The organism is Pseudomonas sp. MPB03, assembly GCF_046605385.1.
Taxonomy (GTDB): Bacteria; Pseudomonadota; Gammaproteobacteria; order Pseudomonadales; family Pseudomonadaceae; genus Aquipseudomonas; species Aquipseudomonas zanjanensis.
This window is the reverse complement of sequence record NZ_CP176770.1, coordinates 5485309-5504782: the sequence shown is the minus strand read 5'-3', so window position 1 is coordinate 5504782 and position 19474 is coordinate 5485309. Positions and strand designations below refer to the sequence as shown.

The 19474-nt window shown below is 60.1% G+C and carries 17 protein-coding genes; 8 read left to right on the top strand and 9 right to left on the bottom strand.

Annotation, left to right across the window (positions count from 1 at the left end):
* Positions 1-5 precede the first annotated feature (5 nt).
* The 4 genes from ACLH0I_RS23850 to yaaA all read right to left on the bottom strand — a co-directional run bounded on the left by ACLH0I_RS23850 (position 6) and on the right by yaaA (position 5699).
* On the bottom strand, positions 6-1175 hold the full coding sequence (locus ACLH0I_RS23850) for an HlyD family efflux transporter periplasmic adaptor subunit (protein ID WP_411385555.1): 1170 nt from the start codon (positions 1173-1175) through the stop codon (positions 6-8).
* Positions 1176-1210: 35 nt separating this feature from the next.
* Positions 1211-2692 (bottom strand): mannuronan synthase, encoded by a 1482-nt coding sequence (alg8, locus tag ACLH0I_RS23845; protein ID WP_411385554.1) that lies wholly within the window; start codon positions 2690-2692, stop codon positions 1211-1213.
* 100 nt (positions 2693-2792) lie between these two features.
* On the bottom strand, positions 2793-4109 hold the full coding sequence (locus tag ACLH0I_RS23840) for a nucleotide sugar dehydrogenase (RefSeq protein ID WP_053124910.1): 1317 nt from the start codon (positions 4107-4109) through the stop codon (positions 2793-2795).
* An 810-nt stretch (positions 4110-4919) separates the two neighbouring features.
* Positions 4920-5699 (bottom strand): peroxide stress protein YaaA, encoded by a 780-nt coding sequence (gene yaaA / locus ACLH0I_RS23835; RefSeq protein WP_411385553.1) that lies wholly within the window; start codon positions 5697-5699, stop codon positions 4920-4922.
* Between the two features lie 299 nt (positions 5700-5998).
* Between yaaA and ACLH0I_RS23830 the strand changes: the two genes are divergently transcribed.
* The 6 genes from ACLH0I_RS23830 (at position 5999) to ACLH0I_RS23805 (ending at position 11324) form a co-directional block, all read left to right on the top strand.
* Positions 5999-7123 carry a polysaccharide deacetylase family protein gene (locus ACLH0I_RS23830; protein WP_250962857.1) on the top strand — a complete coding sequence of 375 codons (1125 nt, stop codon included), beginning with the start codon at positions 5999-6001 and terminating at the stop codon, positions 7121-7123.
* Between the two features lie 335 nt (positions 7124-7458).
* Positions 7459-8853, top strand: coding sequence for a PhoH family protein (locus tag ACLH0I_RS23825; RefSeq protein WP_030139644.1), 1395 nt, complete (start codon positions 7459-7461; stop codon positions 8851-8853).
* Between the two features lie 259 nt (positions 8854-9112).
* On the top strand, positions 9113-9586 hold the full coding sequence (gene moaC / locus ACLH0I_RS23820; RefSeq protein WP_030139643.1) for a cyclic pyranopterin monophosphate synthase MoaC: 474 nt from the start codon (positions 9113-9115) through the stop codon (positions 9584-9586).
* Positions 9583-9825, top strand: coding sequence for a molybdopterin converting factor subunit 1 (gene moaD / locus ACLH0I_RS23815; protein ID WP_250962855.1), 243 nt, complete (start codon positions 9583-9585; stop codon positions 9823-9825). The genes moaC and moaD overlap by 4 nt, the downstream gene beginning before the upstream one ends.
* Before the next feature lie 3 nt (positions 9826-9828).
* Positions 9829-10281, top strand: coding sequence for a molybdopterin synthase catalytic subunit MoaE (gene moaE / locus ACLH0I_RS23810; protein WP_411385552.1), 453 nt, complete (start codon positions 9829-9831; stop codon positions 10279-10281).
* Positions 10282-10547: 266 nt separating this feature from the next.
* On the top strand, positions 10548-11324 hold the full coding sequence (locus ACLH0I_RS23805) for an ABC transporter substrate-binding protein (RefSeq protein WP_250962853.1): 777 nt from the start codon (positions 10548-10550) through the stop codon (positions 11322-11324).
* Positions 11325-11429: 105 nt separating this feature from the next.
* On the opposite strand, the gene ACLH0I_RS23800 is transcribed toward ACLH0I_RS23805, so the two are convergent.
* The 5 genes from ACLH0I_RS23800 to ACLH0I_RS23780 all read right to left on the bottom strand — a co-directional run bounded on the left by ACLH0I_RS23800 (position 11430) and on the right by ACLH0I_RS23780 (position 16714).
* A complete protein-coding gene (locus ACLH0I_RS23800; protein ID WP_186705153.1) occupies positions 11430-12056 on the bottom strand; it encodes a transcriptional regulator in 627 nt (208 codons plus the stop codon).
* Positions 12057-12145: 89 nt separating this feature from the next.
* A complete protein-coding gene (locus tag ACLH0I_RS23795; protein ID WP_411385551.1) occupies positions 12146-13273 on the bottom strand; it encodes an NAD(P)/FAD-dependent oxidoreductase in 1128 nt (375 codons plus the stop codon).
* Between the two features lie 151 nt (positions 13274-13424).
* Complete coding sequence (locus ACLH0I_RS23790; protein ID WP_411385550.1) at positions 13425-14372, bottom strand: ornithine cyclodeaminase family protein; 948 nt, start codon at positions 14370-14372, stop codon at positions 13425-13427.
* Between the two features lie 123 nt (positions 14373-14495).
* Complete coding sequence (gene rhlB / locus ACLH0I_RS23785) at positions 14496-15959, bottom strand: ATP-dependent RNA helicase RhlB (protein WP_186705156.1); 1464 nt, start codon at positions 15957-15959, stop codon at positions 14496-14498.
* A 98-nt stretch (positions 15960-16057) separates the two neighbouring features.
* The gene (locus ACLH0I_RS23780; RefSeq protein WP_250962849.1) at positions 16058-16714 is read right to left on the bottom strand and encodes an alpha/beta hydrolase; all 657 of its coding nucleotides are present in this window, start codon (positions 16712-16714) and stop codon (positions 16058-16060) included.
* A 472-nt stretch (positions 16715-17186) separates the two neighbouring features.
* Between ACLH0I_RS23780 and ACLH0I_RS23775 the strand changes: the two genes are divergently transcribed.
* Positions 17187-18218, top strand: a complete 1032-nt coding sequence (locus ACLH0I_RS23775) for an amino acid ABC transporter substrate-binding protein (protein WP_053124867.1) — start codon at positions 17187-17189, stop codon at positions 18216-18218.
* Between the two features lie 65 nt (positions 18219-18283).
* Positions 18284-19465: an amino acid ABC transporter permease gene (locus ACLH0I_RS23770; protein ID WP_053187026.1), complete on the top strand. Its 1182-nt coding sequence runs from the start codon at positions 18284-18286 to the stop codon at positions 19463-19465.
* Positions 19466-19474: the final 9 nt, after the last annotated feature.

The window sequence follows — 19474 nt, the reverse complement described above, 5'->3', positions numbered from 1 at the left end:
TCGACTTAAATACCGACGGCCATGGCTTTGTCGATCAGCCAGTTCAGGTTTGGGCCACGGTCGCTGGTGACTTCTACCGGACGGCCGGCCAGCGCGCTGTCCAGGGGTTCGTCAGGCTGGATCAGCACACGGATATCGGAGGACAGGTCGGCACTTTTCAGGCTGGTGCTGCTGACGATCTTGCCGGTACGGGTGGTGTCTTCGCCGGCGACCTGGAAGCTGACCGGCGTGCCTGGGCGCACGTCGCCGAACTGGCGATAGGAGAAACGCGCTTCGACGTTGGCTTCAGTGCCCCGTGGGACCAGTTGGAAGATCACGTCGCCCTTGCTGGCGTACTGACCGTTGGCAACCAGTTGTTGGGCCACGATGCAGTCGCACGGCGACGTCAGGGTGCCGGTCATCTGCTTGCCGAACAGCTCTTCGACTTTGGACGGCTGCAACTGGTTGTCGTCCAGGTGACCCTTGAGCACATCGAGCATGCTGGTGCTGAAGGTTGCCAGTGGGGCGCCCTTGGCGGCTGCGCCGTCGGCCTTGACCAGGCTCTGCACGGTGCCGTCGCGCGGCATGGTGATCGCCATGCCCGGTACATTCACCAGGCCTGCCTGGGCGTGGCTGACGAAGTACATGCCATACACCGACTTGAAGATGAACCCGAACGCCGCCAGGCCAACGATGAAGATCCCGAGGCTGAAGGTCACGGCGCGCAGGCGACCGAAGGCGCTCATGCCGCCGTTGTCGTCTTTCTGCTTGCGAGCCTTGGTGAAGTTGTCGCGCTGCAGGGTCGCCAGCACGTCGCCGACGCCGACGATGTCGCCGGCCAGGTGCGAGGTGATGATGTGACGCAGTGTCGAGATGTCCCGCGGCTCCAGGTTCTGGAACTGGCAACCGGTACGGCCGGTCTCGCGGTCGTAGGAGCGGATCTGCAATTCCACGTCCATGGCCAGGCCGAGGTTGTCGATGACGAATTGCAGGCGAGCCTTGTAGGTCTCGCCAATCTTGAGCGGCAGCTGGCCGGCGTTGAAGCACAGCCCGCCGGCGGACAGGTCCAGGACCTTGACTTCCATGGGCGTGCGGTCGGGACCGAAGAAGCGCAGCTTGGCCGGGATTTTGACCCGGGCGTGTTGGCGCTGGGCTTCGGATTCATGCACTACGTTGACATTCACGGCGGTGTTCATAGGGGCGATTTCCTAGTTAATTCATTCAAGTCCGGTCAGACCATCGTCAGCAGCACGGCGACAAAAATGCTGCCGGCGGAGAAGGTCATGGTCCGAGACGACCAAGTGTTGAACCAACGTTGAAAGCTGGCGAGATCACGGGTCAGGTGGGTGGGCTGGCGAGTCCAGGACTGCTGGTCGAGGCGGAAGAACACATAGATCTTCACCAGGGCACCGACGATCTGGTTGTAATAGAGAATCGCCGGGTAGGCAGGGCCGATCTTGTGTCCGGAGCACGACAGCAGCAGAGTCAGCAGGAACCGGGTGATGCCGATCCACAGCAGGTACACCAGGATGAACGCGGTGCCGTACTTGAAGCTGGCGATCAAGGCCACGGTCAGGCCCAGCAGCGAGGTCCACATCGACACCCGCTGGTCGAACAGCACCACCGAGGTGAACAGGCCCAGACGCCGCATGCCCAGGCCCAAAGCCCGGGAGTTCTGCCGCAGGTTGTTGCCGTACCAGCGAAACATCAGCTTGCGGCTGGCCTTGATGAAGCTCTTCTCCGGCGGATGCTCGACGGTGTTGATCGCCGCATCGGGCACGTAGAAGGTGTCGTAGCCCAGGCGCATCAGGCTGAACCAGCTCGACTTGTCATCGCCGGTCAGGAACTTGAAGCGGCCCAGGCGCCAGTGTTGCAGCGAGTCGCTTTCCACATCGGCGATGAAGTCCGGGTTGGTGACCACGGTGGCGCGGAATACCGACATACGCCCGGTCATGGTCAGCACGCGCTTGGACAACGCCATGGAGCACATGTTGATGTGTCGCTGGGCGAAGCGCAGCTTGTGCCACTCGCTCATGATGTAGCCGCCGCGCACTTCGCAGAACTCGTTGGTGGTCAAGCCGCCGACATTGCCGAACAGCTGGAACCACGGCACGGTCTTGCGCACGACGCCTTCGGCGAGCACGGTGTCGCCGTCGATCACCGCCACCACGGCGCGGTCGTCCGGCAAGTGACGGGAGATGGCGCGGAAGCCGAAGGCCAGGCCGTCGCGCTTGCCGGTGCCGGGAATGCGCACGAAGTCCAGCTTGACCCGCGCTGGCGGGTTCATGCGGGCCCAGAGGCTCTTGACCAGCAGTTCGTCGGACATTTCCACGATGGAGCAGACCACGGTGGTGGGCAGCCCGCAGTCGATGGCCTCGCGGATGACCGAGCTATAGACCTGGGCCGTGGTCAGCGCGTCGATCCGGAAACTGGTGACCATCAGGTACACATGGGACGGATCCGCCGCCTTGCCCAGCTTGCGGACCTTGCGGCGCAGGTGCGGGTAGACGATGTACAGGAAGATCATGCCGCGCACGAAATGCGTCGCTCCCATGGAGTAACGCCAGATGCCCACGGCGCCGATCAGGAAGATGAAATCCTTGGATTCGGAGTCGAACGTGGACGTGGGCAGCGCCATGGCGATGCCCATCAATAAACTCATGTAAAACAGCCAACCGGCGGCCTGAAGCAGGCCGTGCTTTAGCCTGTGCATAATCTGCATCCGTCTCTATCTCGGGCGGGCCTTGTGGGCGGCCCGATGGGTTAAGGCAGGCGAAAGGCCGGCCAGGGCATGCCCTGGCCGGCAAACAGACTTACCAGCAGATGCCTTCGGTCCGGCCACTCGGGTTGGTGGCCTTGGACATGAAGCCGACCAGGTCGATGACCTGCTTGCCTTCCGGTACGTTTTCGGTCAGCGCGCGGAACTTCTCGTCGCGGTTGCCCAGGATGATGATGTCGGAGCTGTCGATCACCGAGTCGAAGTCGGCGTTGAGCAAGGACGAGACGTGAGGAATCTTCGACTCGATGTAATCCTTGTTCGCACCGTGGACGCGGGCGTATTCGACGTTGCTGTCGTAGATCTTCAGGTCGAAGCCCTTGCCGATCAGCATTTCCGCCAGTTCTACCAACGGGCTTTCACGCAGGTCGTCGGTGCCGGCCTTGAAGCTCAGGCCCAGCAGCGCGACTTTGCGCTTGTCGTGGCTGGAGACGATGTCGAAGGCGTTCTGCACTTGGGATTCGTTACTGCGCATCAACGAGTTGAGCAGCGGTGCTTCCACGTCCAGGGCGCCGGCGCGGTAGGTCAGGGCACGAACGTCCTTGGGCAGGCAGGAGCCGCCGAAGGCGAAGCCTGGGCGCATGTAGTACTGGGACAGGTTCAGGGTCTTGTCCTGGCAGACCACGTCCATCACTTCACGACCATCGACGCCGACGGCCTTGGCGATGTTGCCGATCTCGTTGGCGAAGGTCACCTTGGTGGCGTGCCACACGTTGCAGGTGTACTTGATCATCTCGGCAACGGCGATGTCCTTGCGGATGATCGGCGCGTCGAGTTCTTCGTACAGCGACTGCAGAACGTCACCGGAAGCGGTGTCGAACTCACCGATCACGGTCATTGGCGGCTGGTCGTAGTCCTTGATCGCGGTGCTTTCGCGCAGGAACTCTGGGTTGACCGCGACACCGAAATCGACGCCGGCTTTCTTGCCGGAGCAGTCTTCCAGGATCGGGATGACAACGTTTGCCACGGTGCCCGGCAATACGGTGCTGCGCACTACGATGGTGTGGCGGGTGGTCTTGTCACGCAGGACAAAACCGATCTCGCGGCACACGGCCTCGATGTAGTTCAGTTCCAGGTCACCGTTCTTTTTGCTGGGTGTACCGACGCAAATCATCGACAAGTCAGTATCACGAATGGCTTCGGCGAAGTTGGTTGTACCGCGCAGTCGGCCTGTTTGAATGCCTTGCGCCAATAGCTCGCCAAGACCAGGTTCAACGATTGGCGATTTGCCCGCGTTGATCATGTCGATTTTGTCTTTGGCGACATCTACGCCAACTACATCATGGCCCCGTGCAGACAGGCAACCGGCACATACTGCACCGACGTAACCCAAACCAAATATGCTAATGCGCATCGCATTTACCTCTGTTTTTCACGCCATTAAATGGCCGGAGTTAATAGTGTTCAGCGGTCATCGTGCACTCGGAAGTGTGGAATGCAGGCGCCACAGTGCCGTGTGCAGGCATACTAAGTTCCGAGTGTCTAAATAATTGCACTCAAGTTGTGCGCAAAGCGGCCTAGTTGTTATGACCTGCCCTGTTATGCAGCCAGTCCTCGTTGTCGGGAACGCTCGTGCAAAGGTCCTTCACTTCCAATCCCTGGCGAAAAGCCCACAAAATCAGAAGCTTGTGTGCTCGGGTGAGCACGTTATAGGGGCGCAGCCTTGGCCTTGTAGGGGATAGTAATGGTGCGTTATCTCCCATCCTTTAAGGGTGGATCCAATTAGACGACCGTTTCGCTAAGTTGTCGTGACAACTTGGTTAATCCGTTCGACGTCCTGTGTAAGTTATCTCCTACAGATCTGCGAAGAATCGTTACGGGTGGTATGAGCCGTGCAATTTCACATAGTTCCGATCCGCTCATCGCGATTTTCGAAATTTTTCGAAATATTATCGAAGATGGCACTGCTCTCAAGATGATGGCACTCGCCATTTTGGCCTTTATAAATGGGGAGTTAATGAGCTGAGATATTTTTGTGCCACTACCGATGAAAAAAATCGGTGCCACTACGCAAAAAACTGACGAGTGTCGAGTGAAAGAAAAGTTAGCGGGGGAGTGGGGCGATTTATTGACGTCATGAAACTGGCGAAACAGGTGGGGAACTAGGATGACAGATCGGGGCTTGATCGAAGCCCCCGATCAGAGAGCGATATAAGGTGATGCCTTATTCGGGGGCGTGATCGCGCAGGAACACCAATTTGTTCTGGCTCGATTGCTCGGAGTTGAAACGATAGCCTTGCACGTCGAATTGGCTGAGTGCCGCAGGGTCGTTGATCCGTTCCTCGATCACGAAACGACTCATCAGGCCCCGGGCTTTCTTGGCGTAGAAGCTGATGATTTTGTACTGGCCGTTTTTCAGGTCGCGGAATTCGGTATCGATGACGCGCGCTTTCAGTGCGCTGCGCTTGACCGCTGAGAAATATTCGTTGGACGCCAGGTTCAGCAGTATGTCGTCGCCCTGGTCGGCCAGGGCTTCGTTCAGCCATTCGCTGATGCGCGTGCCCCAGAAGGCATACAGGTCCTTGCCCCGGGAGTTGGCCAGCTTCGTGCCCATTTCCAGGCGATAGGGCTGCATCAGGTCCAGTGGTCGCAACAGGCCATAGAGGCCTGAGAGCATGCGCAAGTGTTGCTGGGCATAGTCGAAATCGGCTTCGCCAAGGCTTTGCGCATCGAGGCCGGTGTACACGTCCCCCTTGAAAGCCAGCAGCGCCTGCTTGGCGTTGGCCGGGGTGAACGCCGGTGTCCAGCTGCCGAATCGCGCGGCATTGAGGCCGCCGATCTTGTCGGAGACGTGCATCAGCTCGCTGATCTGTGCCGGCGAGAATTCGCGCAGCTGTTGGATCAGTTCCTGGGAGTGATCCAGGTACTGCGGCTGAGTGAAACGCGCGGTGGCCGGCGGTGTTTCGTAATCGAGGGTCTTGGCGGGGGAAATCACCATCAGCATGCGTTCGTCTCCTTGAAGGTGCGGCGATTCTAGGGGGTTGTCCGGGTGGACTCCAGCTATTGGGGTGATAGGTGATGGATGGGCGTGTTTGGATGGTTGCTCTCCTGGGCAGGCGCTTTTGTGGCGAGGGAGCTTGCTCCCGCTCGGTTGCGCAGCGACCGCAAAAATTCTGGGGCCGCTTCGCAGCCCAGCGGGAGCAAGCTCCCTCGCCACAAGGGCTTGTCCGCCAAGTTTGCGCAAGGGGGACGCGTCAGGATCAGCTATCATGCCGCGCGGGTTTCGTTATGGAGACATCCCTTTTGCGCATCGCCCTTCTGTTATCGGCCTGGTTGTTGAGCCTGGGTGCCAGTGCCGCGCCCAACGACGTCGCCACCCTGGACCGCAGCACCTGGCCGGAACAACTGACCAGCCCGACGCTGTTCGACGTGGCCTCGCGGGCCGAGATCCTGATGTTCGCCCGGGGCCTGCTGGATATCGATGCCATGGATGAAATCGCGCTCAAGCAGTACTTGGGGTTGCGCACGGTCAACATGGCCGCGGTCGACGCGCTTCGCGCACGGCTGTGGCAGCGGCTGCTGGCCAATTACAACTTTGCCCAGCGCAGTTGCGATCAGGATGCTTCTTTCTGTTATTTGGTCGAGGACATGGCCACCCTGCGCGAAGAGGCTCGCAGGTTCCATCTGGATGACAACTCCTACTACATCAAATGGGCGGCGCCGAGCCAGATTTTCCATACCCAATATCGCGATGAACTGCTGCGTAAAGCCGCACTTTTTCCGCAAACCAGCAGTGAAGTCGCGCGTTTCGGCGATTACGAACGCAATGGCGAGAACATGAACGATCGGCTGTTCCTGCTGACCTTCGACAGCGCCGCCAACGTGGTGCCGGACAACACCCCGTGGCTGACCGATTACCTGCGCAAGGCGAACATGAACGGCACTTTCTTCGTGCTGGGCAAGGACATCCAGGCGCGGCTGGAGGAACGCTCGGCCAACAGCCTCCAAATGTTGTATGCGGGGCAGTGCGTGGGTGTGCAGGGCTGGGAGTTTCGTTCCCACAGCCATTGGCAGGACTGGCAAGACTCGGTCCGGCGCAGTGTCGAGCTGGTCAAAGGCAAGTTGCCCGAGAATTACGTGCCGCTGTTCCGCCCGCCCCAAGGCCAGCGTCGAGGCGATGCCGAAGGGTTTTTCCGGCAGCAGGGCCTGCAAGTGGCGCTGTGGGACATCGATCCCCAGGACAGCGGCAATCGGCTCAAGCCTGAGCAAAGCGCCCAGCGTGTGCTGACCCTGATGCTGCTGTGGCGTCACGGGGTGATCAATTTCAACGCCAAGCAGGATGGGGTGAAAACGGCAATGCCCTGGCTCATGGCGCAGACGGCGCAGAGCGGGATCGGTTGGGCGGACTGCCAGGAAGCGTTTCGCTGAAACCGGAAAAAGCCCGGAAACATTGGGGAGGGAGGAAAACCCGGGACACATTCGTGACAACCGGACTTCCGACTTTAACGGCGCGACGGCGGTACGCCAAGGGTTATTCGTCACTCTGAAAAATAAACTTCAAAAAAACGTCAAAGTGCTTTTTCCTGTCATGGTTTTTGGAGTATCAAGAAGTCAGACCGCCGAAACCTGCAACACAGGTGGCGTCTTCCAAGACCCAATTGTGTGCAGTTCACCTGAATCCTCGCGGGTGAATTCGGTGGCTACCTCGAGGCGCAGCACTGTCACGGTATTGCGTCGAATGGCCCCCACATAGGTGACCGAGTATGGATGACCACGGACGTAGCCCTTCCTCCAACCAGCCAATCCTCTATGTACTCGATACCAACGTATTGATCCACGATCCAAACGCGCTCCTGAACTTCGAAGAACACCACGTTGCCCTCCCGATGACCGTGCTTGAAGAGCTGGACAAGCTCAAGAGCGGGCACCACAGCGTTGCGGCCGAATGCCGGCAGGCGATCCGCCTGATCGACAAGACCCTGGGCGATGCCTCCCCGGAAGATGTCGAACTCGGCGTGCCGATCCAGCGCGGCAAAAGTGGCCCCAAGGGCCTGCTCTCGATCCTGATGAGCAAGCGCACCGAACCCAACCTGGTGCTGCCTGAACACCTGAACGACAACATCATCATCAACCAGTTGATCGACCTGCACGCGCGCAACAAGGACCAGGCCGTGGTGTTGGTGACCAAAGACATCAACATGCGCCTCAAGGCCCGCGCCTGCGGGATCGCGGCGGAGGACTACAGCACCGACCAACTGGTCGACGACGTTTCGCTCTTGCCCAATGGCTACCACACCATGACCGGTTCCTTCTGGGACCGTGTGAGCAAGGTCGAGACCCGCCAGGACCATGGCCGCACCTGGCACCAGGTGCAACTGATCGACAACCTGCCGGCGGTGCACATCAACGAATTCATTATCGATGAACAAGGCTTCGTCGGCTGGATCAAGGAAATCCAGGTCGACAAATTGCTGATCCTCGATTTGCACCAGGAACCGCTGTTGCATCAAGAGGCGTGGGGCCTCAAGCCTCGTGACATCTACCAGAGCCTGGCGCTGTTCGCCTTGCTCGATCCGGATATCCACCTGGTCAACCTGTCCGGCGCCGCCGGTTCCGGCAAGACCATCCTGGCCCTGGCCGCCGCTATCGAGCAGACCATGGTCAGCAAACGCTACCGGCGCATCATCGCCACCCGCAGCGTGCAGGGCCTGGACCAGGAGATCGGTTTCCTGCCCGGTACCGAAGCGGAGAAAATGGAGCCGTGGCTGGGGGCGATCACCGATAACCTCGAAGCCTTGCACATGGATGACGAAAGCACCCATGGCAGCGTCGACTACATCCTCAGCAAAGTGCCGTTGCAGTTCAAATCCCTCAACTACATTCGCGGGCGCAGCTTCCAGCAGAGCCTGATCCTGATCGACGAATGCCAGAACCTGACGCCGCACCAGATGAAAACCATCATCACCCGTGCCGGTGCCGGTTCCAAAGTGGTGTGCCTGGGTAACCTGGCGCAGATCGACACCCCTTACCTGTCCGCGACCAGCTCCGGGCTGACCTACCTGACCGAACGCTTCAAGGACTTCCCCAACGGGGTCCACATCACCCTGCAGGGCGTACCGCGCTCGATCCTGGCCGAATACGCCGAATCCCATCTGTAACCCCAGCCAAGCCGGGCGACCACCAGGTCGCCCGGTTTTTTTATGGCGATACGAAACCTCCTGTGGGAGCGAGCTTGCTCGCGATAGCGGTGGATCAGATAAAAATAGGTACCTGACCCCCTGTCATCGCGAGCAAGCTCGCTCCCACAAGGGTTTTGCAGTGACTTCCGAATCCAGGATAAAAGCAGGTGCGACAATCAGCCCTGCCGGAATCTGACCCACGGGTTTACAATCGATGTTCCTGATCAGGAGTAACCCTGTGCTGACTCATCTCGATTCCCAAGGTCGCGCCAATATGGTTGATGTGACCGACAAGGCCGTGACCTTCCGTGAGGCCACGGCCGAAGCTTTTGTGCGCATGCTGCCCGACACGCTGCAGATGATCGTCAGCGGCGGTCATCCCAAGGGCGATGTATTCGCCGTTGCGCGCATTGCCGGCATCCAGGCCGCCAAGAAAACCAGTGACCTGATTCCGCTCTGCCACCCGTTGATGCTCACCAGCGTCAAGGTCGAGCTCAATGCCGAAGGCGAGGACCGGGTGCGCATCGTCGCCCGCTGCAAACTGTCGGGACAGACCGGCGTGGAAATGGAAGCGCTCACCGCCGCCAGCGTCGCTGCGCTGACGATCTATGACATGTGCAAGGCCGTCGACCGGGGCATGACCATCGAAGGCGTGCGGGTGCTGGAAAAGCTCGGCGGCAAGAGCGGCCATTTCCAGGCAGATGCATCATGAACATCACCGTGAAGTTCTTTGCTCGCTACCGCGAAGCGCTAGGCGTGGACTCGGTAAAGGTGGAAGGCGATTTCGCCACGGTCGACGACGTGCGCGCATTGCTTGCCCAGCGTGACGGTGCCGAGGTGCTGAGAGAGCAAAACCTGATGTGCGCGCGCAATGAAGAGCTGTGCCAGCTCGACGAGCCGCTGGCGGACGGTGACGAAGTCGCGTTCTTCCCCACCGTGACCGGAGGCTGAGCCATGGCGATTCGTGTGCAGGTCGAACCGTTCGACCCGGGTGTCGAAGTCAACGCGATGCATGCGGCCAATGTCGGCGTGGGGGCGGTGGTGAGCTTTGTCGGCTACGTGCGCGACTTCAATGACGGCCTCGATGTGTCGGGGATGTTCCTGGAGCATTACCCGGGCATGACCGAAAAAGCCCTGGGCAAGATCGCCGCCGAGGCCGAACAGCGCTGGCCGTTGCTCAAGCTGGAGGTGTTGCACCGTATCGGGGCGCTGGAGCCGGGCGAGCCGATTGTCTTCGTCGGGGCCGCCAGTGCCCATCGCCAGGCGGCGTTCGACGCCTGCGCCTTTGTCATGGACTACCTCAAGACCCGCGCGCCGTTCTGGAAGAAGGAAAACACCGTCGACGGGCCGCGCTGGGTGGAAGGGCGGGACAGTGATCATGCGGCGGCGGATCGCTGGAAGCAGTAACTCCCCTACAGGCTCTCATTGATTGTTAGTCCGTCATCGCGAGCAAGCTCGCTCCCACAGTGGATCTTCGTTGTACATGATGTTTGTGTCTTACACAGATCCCTGTGGGAGCGAGCTTGCTCGCGAAGGGGCCATCAGCCTCCCATCACATTCCCTGTTTCCCCCAATTGACGATATGTACATTAAAGTCCACTATGGATTTATAAGTACAAAACAGTCGCGCCCACCTTTCTCTGCCAAACCAACAACAACCGCGAGAGAACATCATGAGCAAACTCCCCCTTATCACCGGCCTGGCCTTGAGCCTGATGGCCTCCAGCGGCCTGTTCGCCGCTGAGAAAACCCTGCGCATCGGCATCGAGGCAGCTTATCCGCCGTTTGCTTCCAAGACTTCGGAAGGGAAAATCGAGGGGTTCGACTACGACATTGGCAACGCCTTGTGCACCCAGATGCAGGTCAAATGCGAGTGGATCGAGGGTGAGTTCGACGGGCTGATCCCGTCGCTCAAGGTGAAAAAAATCGACCTGGCGCTGTCGTCCATGACCATCACCGAAGAACGCAAGAAGTCGGTGGATTTCACCCACAAGTACTACTTCACCTCATCTCGCCTGGTCATGAAGGAAGGGGCGGTGGTCGATGACCAGTACGCCAGCCTAAAGGGCAAGACCGTGGGCGTGCAACGGGCGACCACCACGGATCGCTACGCCACTGAAGTACTCGAACCCAAGGGCGTGGTCGTCAAGCGCTACAGCAACAACGAAGAAATCTACATGGACCTGGCGTCCGGTCGCCTGGACGCGATTTTCGCCGACACCATCCCCCTGGAAGACTTCCTGTCGATGCCTCGTGGCAAGGGCTACGCGTTCGTCGGGCCGGAGCTCAAGGACCCGAAATACGTGGGTGAGGGCGCTGGTATTGCGGTGCGCAAAGGCAATACCCAGTTGGTGGCGGACTTGAACAAGGCCATTGATGGGATTCGGGCGAATGGGGAGTATCAGAAGATCCAGGCCAAGTATTTCAAGTCGGATATCTATGGTGACTGATTGACCGTCATCGCGAGCAAGCTCGCTCCCACAGGGACCTGGGTACAGAGATCCAATGTGGGAGCGAGCTTGCTCGCGATGGCGTCAGGCCAGGCAACACAAACCTTAGCCCTTCAACTCCTTCAAATGCTTGTACACCGTCGCCCGCCCCATGTTCAGCACATTGGCCACATAGTTGGACGCGCTCTTGCCTTTGAACGCGCCTTCGGCATGCAGCGCCAATACCAGCTCGCGTTTGTGGTCGCGGGTCAACAGGTTCAGGCTCAGTTGACGCTCGCGCATCCAGGCGTGCAGGAAAGTGTTGATCCGCTCCTGCCAGTCATCGCGAAACAATGAATCTGGCTGGGGGATCAGCTTGCCCGGCGACAGGAACAGATCCAACGCGGCCTTGGCATTCTCGAACAGCGAAATATTCAGGTTGATGCACAACACCGCCAACGGACGACCCTGGGCATCGCGCAGGACGCTGCTGAGGCTGCGAATCTTCTGTCCGTCCCAGTTCAGTTTTTCGTACGGCCCGATGTTACGTTCGCTGACGTCCTCGCTGAGCATGTCTTCCAGGGACGAGTCATCGCCGATTTCGCGCTTGGACAGGTTATTGGCGATGTAGTCGACTTTCTGGGTGCGCAGGTCGTGCAGCACCACTTCGGCGTGGGGGTAGAACAGCGTGGCGATGGCGTCGGCGATGGTGCGGAAGTTTTCCAGCGCCGTATCGGAGGGCGAAGCGGTCATGACAGGGCTCCAGGCAGCGTCAGCGCCCCGTGGAACAGGGGCGCGGGGGGAGTGTGCCGCAATCGTGGCGATGCGTCACCTGAGTGGGTTCATCCCAAGCGCTCGGGAGAGAGCATGGCGCTGCTCAGGCCGAAACGCGCCAGGGCTTCGGACAGCGGTTCGCCACGCACCAGCGCCGCACTGGCCTGGCCCATGGCCGGGGAGGTCTGGATGCCGTAGCCGCCCTGTGCCGCGACCCAGAACAGCCCGGGCACCTGCGGATCGAAACCGGACAGCAGATCACCGTCGTGGACGAAACTGCGCAACCCGGCCCAGGTGCGGGTTGGACGGCGAATGGTCAGGGTGGTGGCCTCTTCGATCTGGTAGATGCCCATGGCGATGTCCAGCTCTTCCGGCTGCACGTCGTGGGGTTCCACCGGGTCGGCGTTGGCCGGCGAGCCGAGGAACATGCCGGCGTCGGGCTTCATATAGAAGGATTCGTCGAGGCTCACCAGCATCGGCCAGTCGTGGATGTCCACGCCCTCGGGGCCGGCGAAGATGAACGCCGCACGGCGCTTGGGCTGCAGGCCCAGTTTGCGGGCGCCGGCCATTTCGGCCAGTTGATCGGCCCAGGCGCCGGCGGCATTGATCACGATGGGGGCGGTGAAGGTCTGGCTGGCGGTTTTCACCTGCCAAAGCCCGTGGTCATCGCGGCTCAGGTCCAACACTTCGCTGTCGGTGTGCACACTGCCGCCGCTGCGACGGATGCCACGCAGGTAGCCTTGGTGCAGGGCATCCGTATCGATGTCGCAGGCCGTGGGGTCATAGATCGCCCCGTGGACCTTTTCCCGCCGCAGGATCGGCAGCCTCACGCAAGCTTCGTCGGCGCTGAGCAGTTGCATCTGCGGCACCGTGGCCTTGGCGCTCAGGTATTGGTTGTTCAGCTCGGCGGGGTCGCCAGTGAAGTCCACGGTCATTTCGCCCCGTGGGCTCAGCAACGGGTGCTCACAGAAACCGGCCGGTGGCACGTCGAAAAAATCCCGGCTGGCCTGGGTCAGCGCCCGCACCTGAGGGGTGCCGTAGGCCGCGGTATACAGCGCCGCGGAGCGTCCGGTGGAATGGTAGGCCGGGTGCGATTCGCGTTCGAGTACAACGACCCGGCCGTGGGGTGCCAGCCAGTAACCGGTGGAAGCACCGGCAATGCCGCCGCCGATGATGATGAAGTCTGCTTGTATCATGAAACGCTCCTGTCGAACGCGGTGCCGGGAGTCTGGAGAAAATCCTGTGGGAGCGAGCTTGCTCGCGATGAGGCCAGTACATTCAATCTGGATGTCGACTGTCAGGCCGCCATCGCGAGCAAGCTCGCTCCCACAAGGGAAAATGGGCGTGTCAGTTGTGAAGCCGGTACAGCGCATTCGCCAGCGCAACATCCTCCAGCCCCAGGCCGATGGAGCGGAAGAATACGTGGCGGTGGTAGTCGGGACGCGCCACGTGTTCGCTGAGCAATTCAGGCAAGTCGCCGATGATGCTCGACGCTTGCCAGCCGTGCTGTTCGCCTGCGATCAGCATTTCGCCGGCCGAGCCCGGGGTGGTCTGACGGTAGTCGCAGTACACATCCATGTCATTGAGGCAGTGGGGCGGTACTTCGTGGGCGCGTGGGGCATTGGTGCTGATGGAGGTAATCAGCGCTGGTCTGCCCAAGGTCCGTGGGTCGAACACGGCGTTGGCGGAGGAGGTGCAGAGCATCACCACATCGGCATCGTGCAGCGCCGCTTCGAGGGTGTCGGCGATTTGCAGGCGCGGGTCCAGGCCGGTGAGCGAGGCAAGTTCCTGCGCCGACTTGGTTTTCAGGCCGGGCGAAAACAGGCTGATGCCTTGCCAGTCCCGCAGGTCCTTGACGTAGTGCACATGCGCCCGCGCCACCGCGCCGCTGCCAATGACCACCAAGCGCCGGGCGGTATGCGGGGCGAGGGCATCGACGGCGACGGCAGTGGTCGCGGCGGTGCGGGCGGTGGTCAGTTCGGCGGCGTCGCACAGCAGCAGCGGTTGGCCGGTCTGCATCGACATCAGCAAGGTCCAGGCGGTAACCAACGGGCCTTGCTCGCGCACGATGTAGGGCGAGGTCTTGATCCCGTAGACCTGCTCTTCAGCCAGCACGCCCAGGTAATTGATGAAGTCCCCGGCACCCTGGGGAAACACCACCAATTGCTGGGGGGGCTGCACCGCTTGCCCGGCCGCGAGATCACGAAACAGCTTGCGCAAGATGTGTGGCACATCGACCTGTCCGAGCAGTTCTCGGGCTGTCGCTTGGGTCATGACATAAGGCGTGCTGGACATAGGGACTCCGGGATGGGCTTGGAAACTAATTTGTCCATTATGGACTTTTAGTTTATTCGAGCAATATCCCGGGCAAAAAAAAGCGCAGCCTGTCGTGGCTGCGCTTTTTGTTCTGTAGGACGGTTAAGGACGCTTGCGCTCAACCGGCCGCAACAAATGCGTCGGTGGCATCTCACAACTGATCTTGCGCCCCAGCAACGCCTCGATCGACGGCAATTGGTAAGAATCATCTTCACCGGCGAAGCTGATCGAAACCCCAGCGGCCCCGGCACGACCGGTGCGGCCGATACGGTGCACGTAATCGTCCGGTACTTCCGGCAGGGTGAAATTGATCACATGACTGATACCGTCGATGTGGATACCACGACCGGCCACGTCGGTGGCAACCAGTACGCGGATCTTGCCTTCGCGGAAGCCTTCGAGGGTCTTGATACGCTTGTGCTGGGGCACGTCGCCGGAGAGTTGGGCGGCGTTGACGCCATCACGCACCAGGCGTTCTTCGATACGCCGCACTTCGTCCTTGCGGTTGGCGAACACCATCACCCGTTCCCAACCGTTGTCGTTGACCAGGTTGTAGAGCAGCTTGTATTTGTCGGCACCGGCGACGGCGTAGATATGTTGCTCGACGTTTTCGCTGGCGACGTTCTCGGCTTCGATCTCGACGATGGCCGGGTCGGTCGTCCACTGCTTGGCCAGGTTCATCACGTCTTCGGTGAAGGTGGCGGAGAACAGCAGGGTCTGGCGTTCGCTTTTCGGTGGGGTCTGGCGAATGATCTGGCGCACTTGTGGGATGAAACCCATGTCGAGCATGCGGTCGGCTTCGTCCAGCACCATCACTTCGACCATGTCCAGGTGCACGTCGCCGCGCTGGTTGAAGTCCAGCAGGCGGCCCGGGGTGGCCACCAGGATGTCGCAGTGGCGGGCTTCGAGGTGCTTGAGTTGCTTGTCGAAATCCATGCCGCCCACGAACGTCATCACGTTCAGGCCGGTGTACTTGGTCAGGTCGGCGGCGTCCTTGGCGATCTGCACCACCAGCTCACGGGTCGGCGCGATGATCAGTGCCCGCGGTTCGCCCATGTAGCGTTCCTTGGGCGGCGGGGTCTGGAGCAATTGGGTGATGATGGAGATCAGGAACGCGGCGGTCTTGCCGGTGCCGGTCTGGGCGCGACCGATCGCGTCTTTGCCGGCGAGGGTGTAACCGAGCACTTGCGCCTGGATCGGCGTGCAATAGGGGAAACCCAGGTCCTGGATGGCATGCATCAATTCAGGGGCGAGCTTGAAGTCGTGGAAGCGGGTCTTGCCTTCCTGGGGTTCTACGGCGAAGTCCTCGAGTTTCCAGGCGACGACCGGTGGTTTCGGTGCGCGTTCGCGGCGCGGCCTGGGGGCTTCGTTGCGAGGTTTCTCGGGCTCGGGGGCCGTGACAGGCTGGACGACGGGTTCTTTTGTTGCCTGTGCAACAGGTGCCGCCCGGCGCGGTTGTTGCGCATCGGTATGGCTCGGGCCGTGGGTCGGCGCTGTGGGGCCAGGCGCGAGTTGCTCGGCCTCGCTTTTACCGAACATCTTCTTGAGTGCTTTGAGCACGGTCATCTCATCGATTGGTTAAGGAATGTACGCCGGCCAGTGTAATGCAAGAAACGGGCGCGGCGTAGTGGGATCGTCAAAGGACCGGCGTGGCGATTGGCCGCTTAGCGCAACCGCTCGGCCAGCCAGGTGCCGATGTCGCGAATCTCCTCGGGTAACACTTCGTGGCCCATTGGGTATTCCTGCCATGTCACGGTGACACCATGCTGCTTTAAATACTCTTTAGCGGTCCGTCCCATGGGGTTGAGTACCACTTCGTCGTACTGACCATGCAGCGCCAGGACCGGAATGCGCTGCTGGCTGGCCGATAATTGCAGTTCTTCGCTGAAGGTCGGTGCATAAGTAGACAGTGCGACCACGCCGCCCAGCGGGCCCTGCCATTTCACGAAGGCGGTGTGATAGACCACCGCGCCACCTTGGGAAAAGCCGGCGAGGAAAATCCGCGAGGCGTCTATTCCGCTGGCTCGCTGGGTTTCGATCAGGTCAATGACCCGTTGCGCCGAGGCTTCGAGTTGCTGTTCGTCGATGGCCCGGGCCGGGCTCAAGGCACGGATGTCGTACCAACTGGGCATGGCATAGCCGCCGTTGATCGTTACTGCTTGGGTCGGGGCCTGGGGTAGAACGAAACGTGTGGTGAGCAGGCTTTGCTGCAACATTTCGGCGACCGGCAGGAAATCAAAACGATCGGCGCCCAGGCCGTGGAGCCAGATAACGCACGCGTCAACAGTGCCGCTGGGCTCGAGAATCAAGGGGTCGGTCATGGTTGTGCTCCAAATCTGTGCGGGTGCGCTCAATCAGTGCGTGATTACAGTGCGCTTCCGGTGTCTCAGTTAATTAGATGTCGCAAAGTTGAAAGTTTTTGTCTTGACGTGTTTTACATGGCCTAAGCGCAGCGGTCTGGTACGGGCTTTGCTATGGGGTAGCTGAGTGATGATTCTTACGCTGCGCGGTAACACTATCAGTTAGACGCGCCGCATGGGATATCAGAAATCCGGTGATGAATGTTCGCCAATAGCCGCTACGGGCTTCGCGAACGTGAAGGGCTACAGCCCGTTCGGCCGATTGGTGAGAGATGGGCATGACCACTGTTTACGGACATCCTCATTAGTAGACCCATAGCGAAAGTCCAGACGTCGGTTGACCCTAAAAAAAGCCAACAAGGGTCGGCAATGCCCCAAAAGGGTGCGACAGGGCTCGAGCTCCGACACAACAAGAGCAAAACTGGAGGTTTGAATGAAGTTACTGAAATCCACCCTGGCAGTCGTGACTGCAGCAGCAGTCCTCGGCGTCAGCGGGTTCGCTCAGGCGGGTGCAACCCTGGATGCCGTGCAGAAGAAAGGTTTTGTGCAATGTGGTGTAAGTGACGGCTTGCCGGGTTTCTCGGTACCTGATTCCACCGGCAAGATCGTTGGTATCGACGCTGACTTCTGCCGTGCCGTGGCCGCTGCGGTGTTTGGCGACGCGACCAAGGTCAAGTTCAGCCAGTTGAACGCCAAGGAGCGCTTCACCGCGCTGCAATCCGGCGAAATCGACATGCTGTCGCGCAACTCCACCATGACCAGCTCCCGTGATGCGGGCATGGGCCTGAAGTTTCCTGGCTTCATTACCTACTATGACGGCATCGGTTTCCTGGCCAACAGCAAACTGGGCGTCAAGAGCGCCAAGGAACTGGACGGTGCGACCATCTGCATCCAGGCCGGTACCACCACCGAGCTGAACGTGTCCGACTACTTCCGCGCCAACGGCCTGAAGTACACCCCGATCACTTTCGACACCTCCGATGAAAGCGCCAAGTCGCTGGAATCCGGTCGTTGCGACGTGCTGACCTCCGACAAGTCCCAACTGTTCGCCCAGCGCAGCAAGCTGGCTTCGCCGAAGGACTACGTGGTCCTGCCGGAAACCATCTCCAAGGAGCCACTGGGCCCGGTCGTGCGTAACGGCGACGACGAGTGGCTGGCCATCGTGCGTTGGACTGGCTTCGCCATGCTCAATGCCGAAGAAGCAGGCGTGACTTCGAAGAACGTCGAAGCTGAAGCCAAGTCCACCAAGAACCCGGACGTCGCTCGTATGCTGGGCGCTGACGGTGAATACGGTAAAGACCTGAAGCTGCCGAAGGACTGGGTCGTGCAGATCGTCAAGCAAGTCGGCAACTACGGTGAAATGTTCGAGCGCAACCTCGGCAAGGACACCCCGCTGCAGATCGATCGCGGTCTGAACGCTCTGTGGAACGCAGGCGGCATCCAATACGCACCACCAGTGCGCTGATGGTTCTATCACCCGGTGGGCCAACCACCGGGTGATGTTCTGTTCCATTCTTTGCGGGGCACTTCATGCAAAATTCAATCGGCGCACCTAAGCAGAGGCTCAGCCTCAGCGATCCACGAGTGCGTGCGTGGGTATTTCAGATCGTCACCATCGTGGCGGTTATTTCGCTGGGCTGGTTTCTGTTCGATAACACGCAGACCAACCTGGAACACCGGGGCATCACGTCCGGTTTCGGCTTTCTGGAGCGCAGTGCCGGGTTCGGCATCGCCCAACACCTGATCGACTACACCGAAGCGGACAGCTATGCCCGCGTCTTTGTCATCGGTTTGCTCAACACCCTCCTGGTGACCTTCATCGGCGTGATTCTGGCGACCATCCTGGGGTTCATCATCGGCGTCGCACGCTTGTCGAAGAACTGGATCATCTCCAAGCTGGCGACCGTCTATGTGGAGGTTTTCCGTAACATTCCACCGCTGTTGCAAATCCTGTTCTGGTACTTCGCCGTATTCCTGACGATGCCGGGACCACGGGCTGCCCACAATTTCGGTGACACCTTCTTCGTCAGCAGCCGCGGCCTCAACATGCCGGCGGCGCTGATGGCGGAAGGGTTCTGGCCGTTCGTGGCCAGTGTCGTGCTGGCGATCGTCGCCATCGTGCTGATGACCCGCTGGGCCAACAAGCGTTTCGAAGCGACCGGCGAACCGTTCCATAAATTCTGGGTGGGCCTGGCGCTGTTCCTGGTGATCCCGGCACTGTGCGCCGTGATCTTCGGTGCGCCCGTGCATTGGGAAATGCCGGAACTCAAGGGCTTCAACTTCGTCGGTGGCTGGGTATTGATCCCTGAGCTGCTGGCCTTGACCCTGGCCTTGACCGTGTACACCGCGGCGTTCATCGCCGAGATCGTGCGCTCGGGCATCAAGTCCGTGAGCCATGGCCAGACCGAGGCGGCCCACTCGCTGGGCCTGCGCAACGGTCCGACCCTGCGCAAGGTGATCATCCCGCAAGCCCTGCGCGTGATCATCCCGCCGCTGACCAGCCAATACCTGAACCTGGCGAAAAACTCTTCCCTGGCTGCCGGTATCGGTTACCCGGAAATGGTTTCGCTGTTTGCTGGCACGGTGTTGAACCAGACCGGTCAGGCCATCGAGGTGATCGCGATCACCATGAGTGTGTACCTGGCGATCAGTATCAGCATTTCCTTGCTGATGAACTGGTACAACAAGCGCATTGCGCTGATCGAGCGGTGAGGAAAAGCG

Bases quoted from the DNA above. Each gene is read 5' to 3' on its own strand.
- ACLH0I_RS23795 (WP_411385551.1), bottom strand. From the start codon at position 13,273: ATGATACAAGCAGACTTCATCATCATCGGCGGCGGCATTGCCGGTGCT.
- ACLH0I_RS23850 (WP_411385555.1), bottom strand. From the start codon at position 1,175: ATGAACACCGCCGTGAATGTCAACGTAGTGCATGAATCCGAAGCCCAG.
- moaE (WP_411385552.1), top strand. From the start codon at position 9,829: ATGGCGATTCGTGTGCAGGTCGAACCGTTCGACCCGGGTGTCGAAGTC.
- ACLH0I_RS23840 (WP_053124910.1), bottom strand. From the start codon at position 4,109: ATGCGCATTAGCATATTTGGTTTGGGTTACGTCGGTGCAGTATGTGCC.
- ACLH0I_RS23800 (WP_186705153.1), bottom strand. From the start codon at position 12,056: ATGACCGCTTCGCCCTCCGATACGGCGCTGGAAAACTTCCGCACCATC.
- rhlB (WP_186705156.1), bottom strand. From the start codon at position 15,959: ATGACCGTGCTCAAAGCACTCAAGAAGATGTTCGGTAAAAGCGAGGCC.
- ACLH0I_RS23780 (WP_250962849.1), bottom strand. From the start codon at position 16,714: ATGACCGACCCCTTGATTCTCGAGCCCAGCGGCACTGTTGACGCGTGC.
- moaD (WP_250962855.1), top strand. From the start codon at position 9,583: ATGAACATCACCGTGAAGTTCTTTGCTCGCTACCGCGAAGCGCTAGGC.
- yaaA (WP_411385553.1), bottom strand. From the start codon at position 5,699: ATGCTGATGGTGATTTCCCCCGCCAAGACCCTCGATTACGAAACACCG.
- ACLH0I_RS23775 (WP_053124867.1), top strand. From the start codon at position 17,187: ATGAAGTTACTGAAATCCACCCTGGCAGTCGTGACTGCAGCAGCAGTC.
- ACLH0I_RS23770 (WP_053187026.1), top strand. From the start codon at position 18,284: ATGCAAAATTCAATCGGCGCACCTAAGCAGAGGCTCAGCCTCAGCGAT.
- ACLH0I_RS23805 (WP_250962853.1), top strand. From the start codon at position 10,548: ATGAGCAAACTCCCCCTTATCACCGGCCTGGCCTTGAGCCTGATGGCC.
- ACLH0I_RS23825 (WP_030139644.1), top strand. From the start codon at position 7,459: ATGGATGACCACGGACGTAGCCCTTCCTCCAACCAGCCAATCCTCTAT.
- ACLH0I_RS23790 (WP_411385550.1), bottom strand. From the start codon at position 14,372: ATGTCCAGCACGCCTTATGTCATGACCCAAGCGACAGCCCGAGAACTG.
- alg8 (WP_411385554.1), bottom strand. From the start codon at position 2,692: ATGCACAGGCTAAAGCACGGCCTGCTTCAGGCCGCCGGTTGGCTGTTT.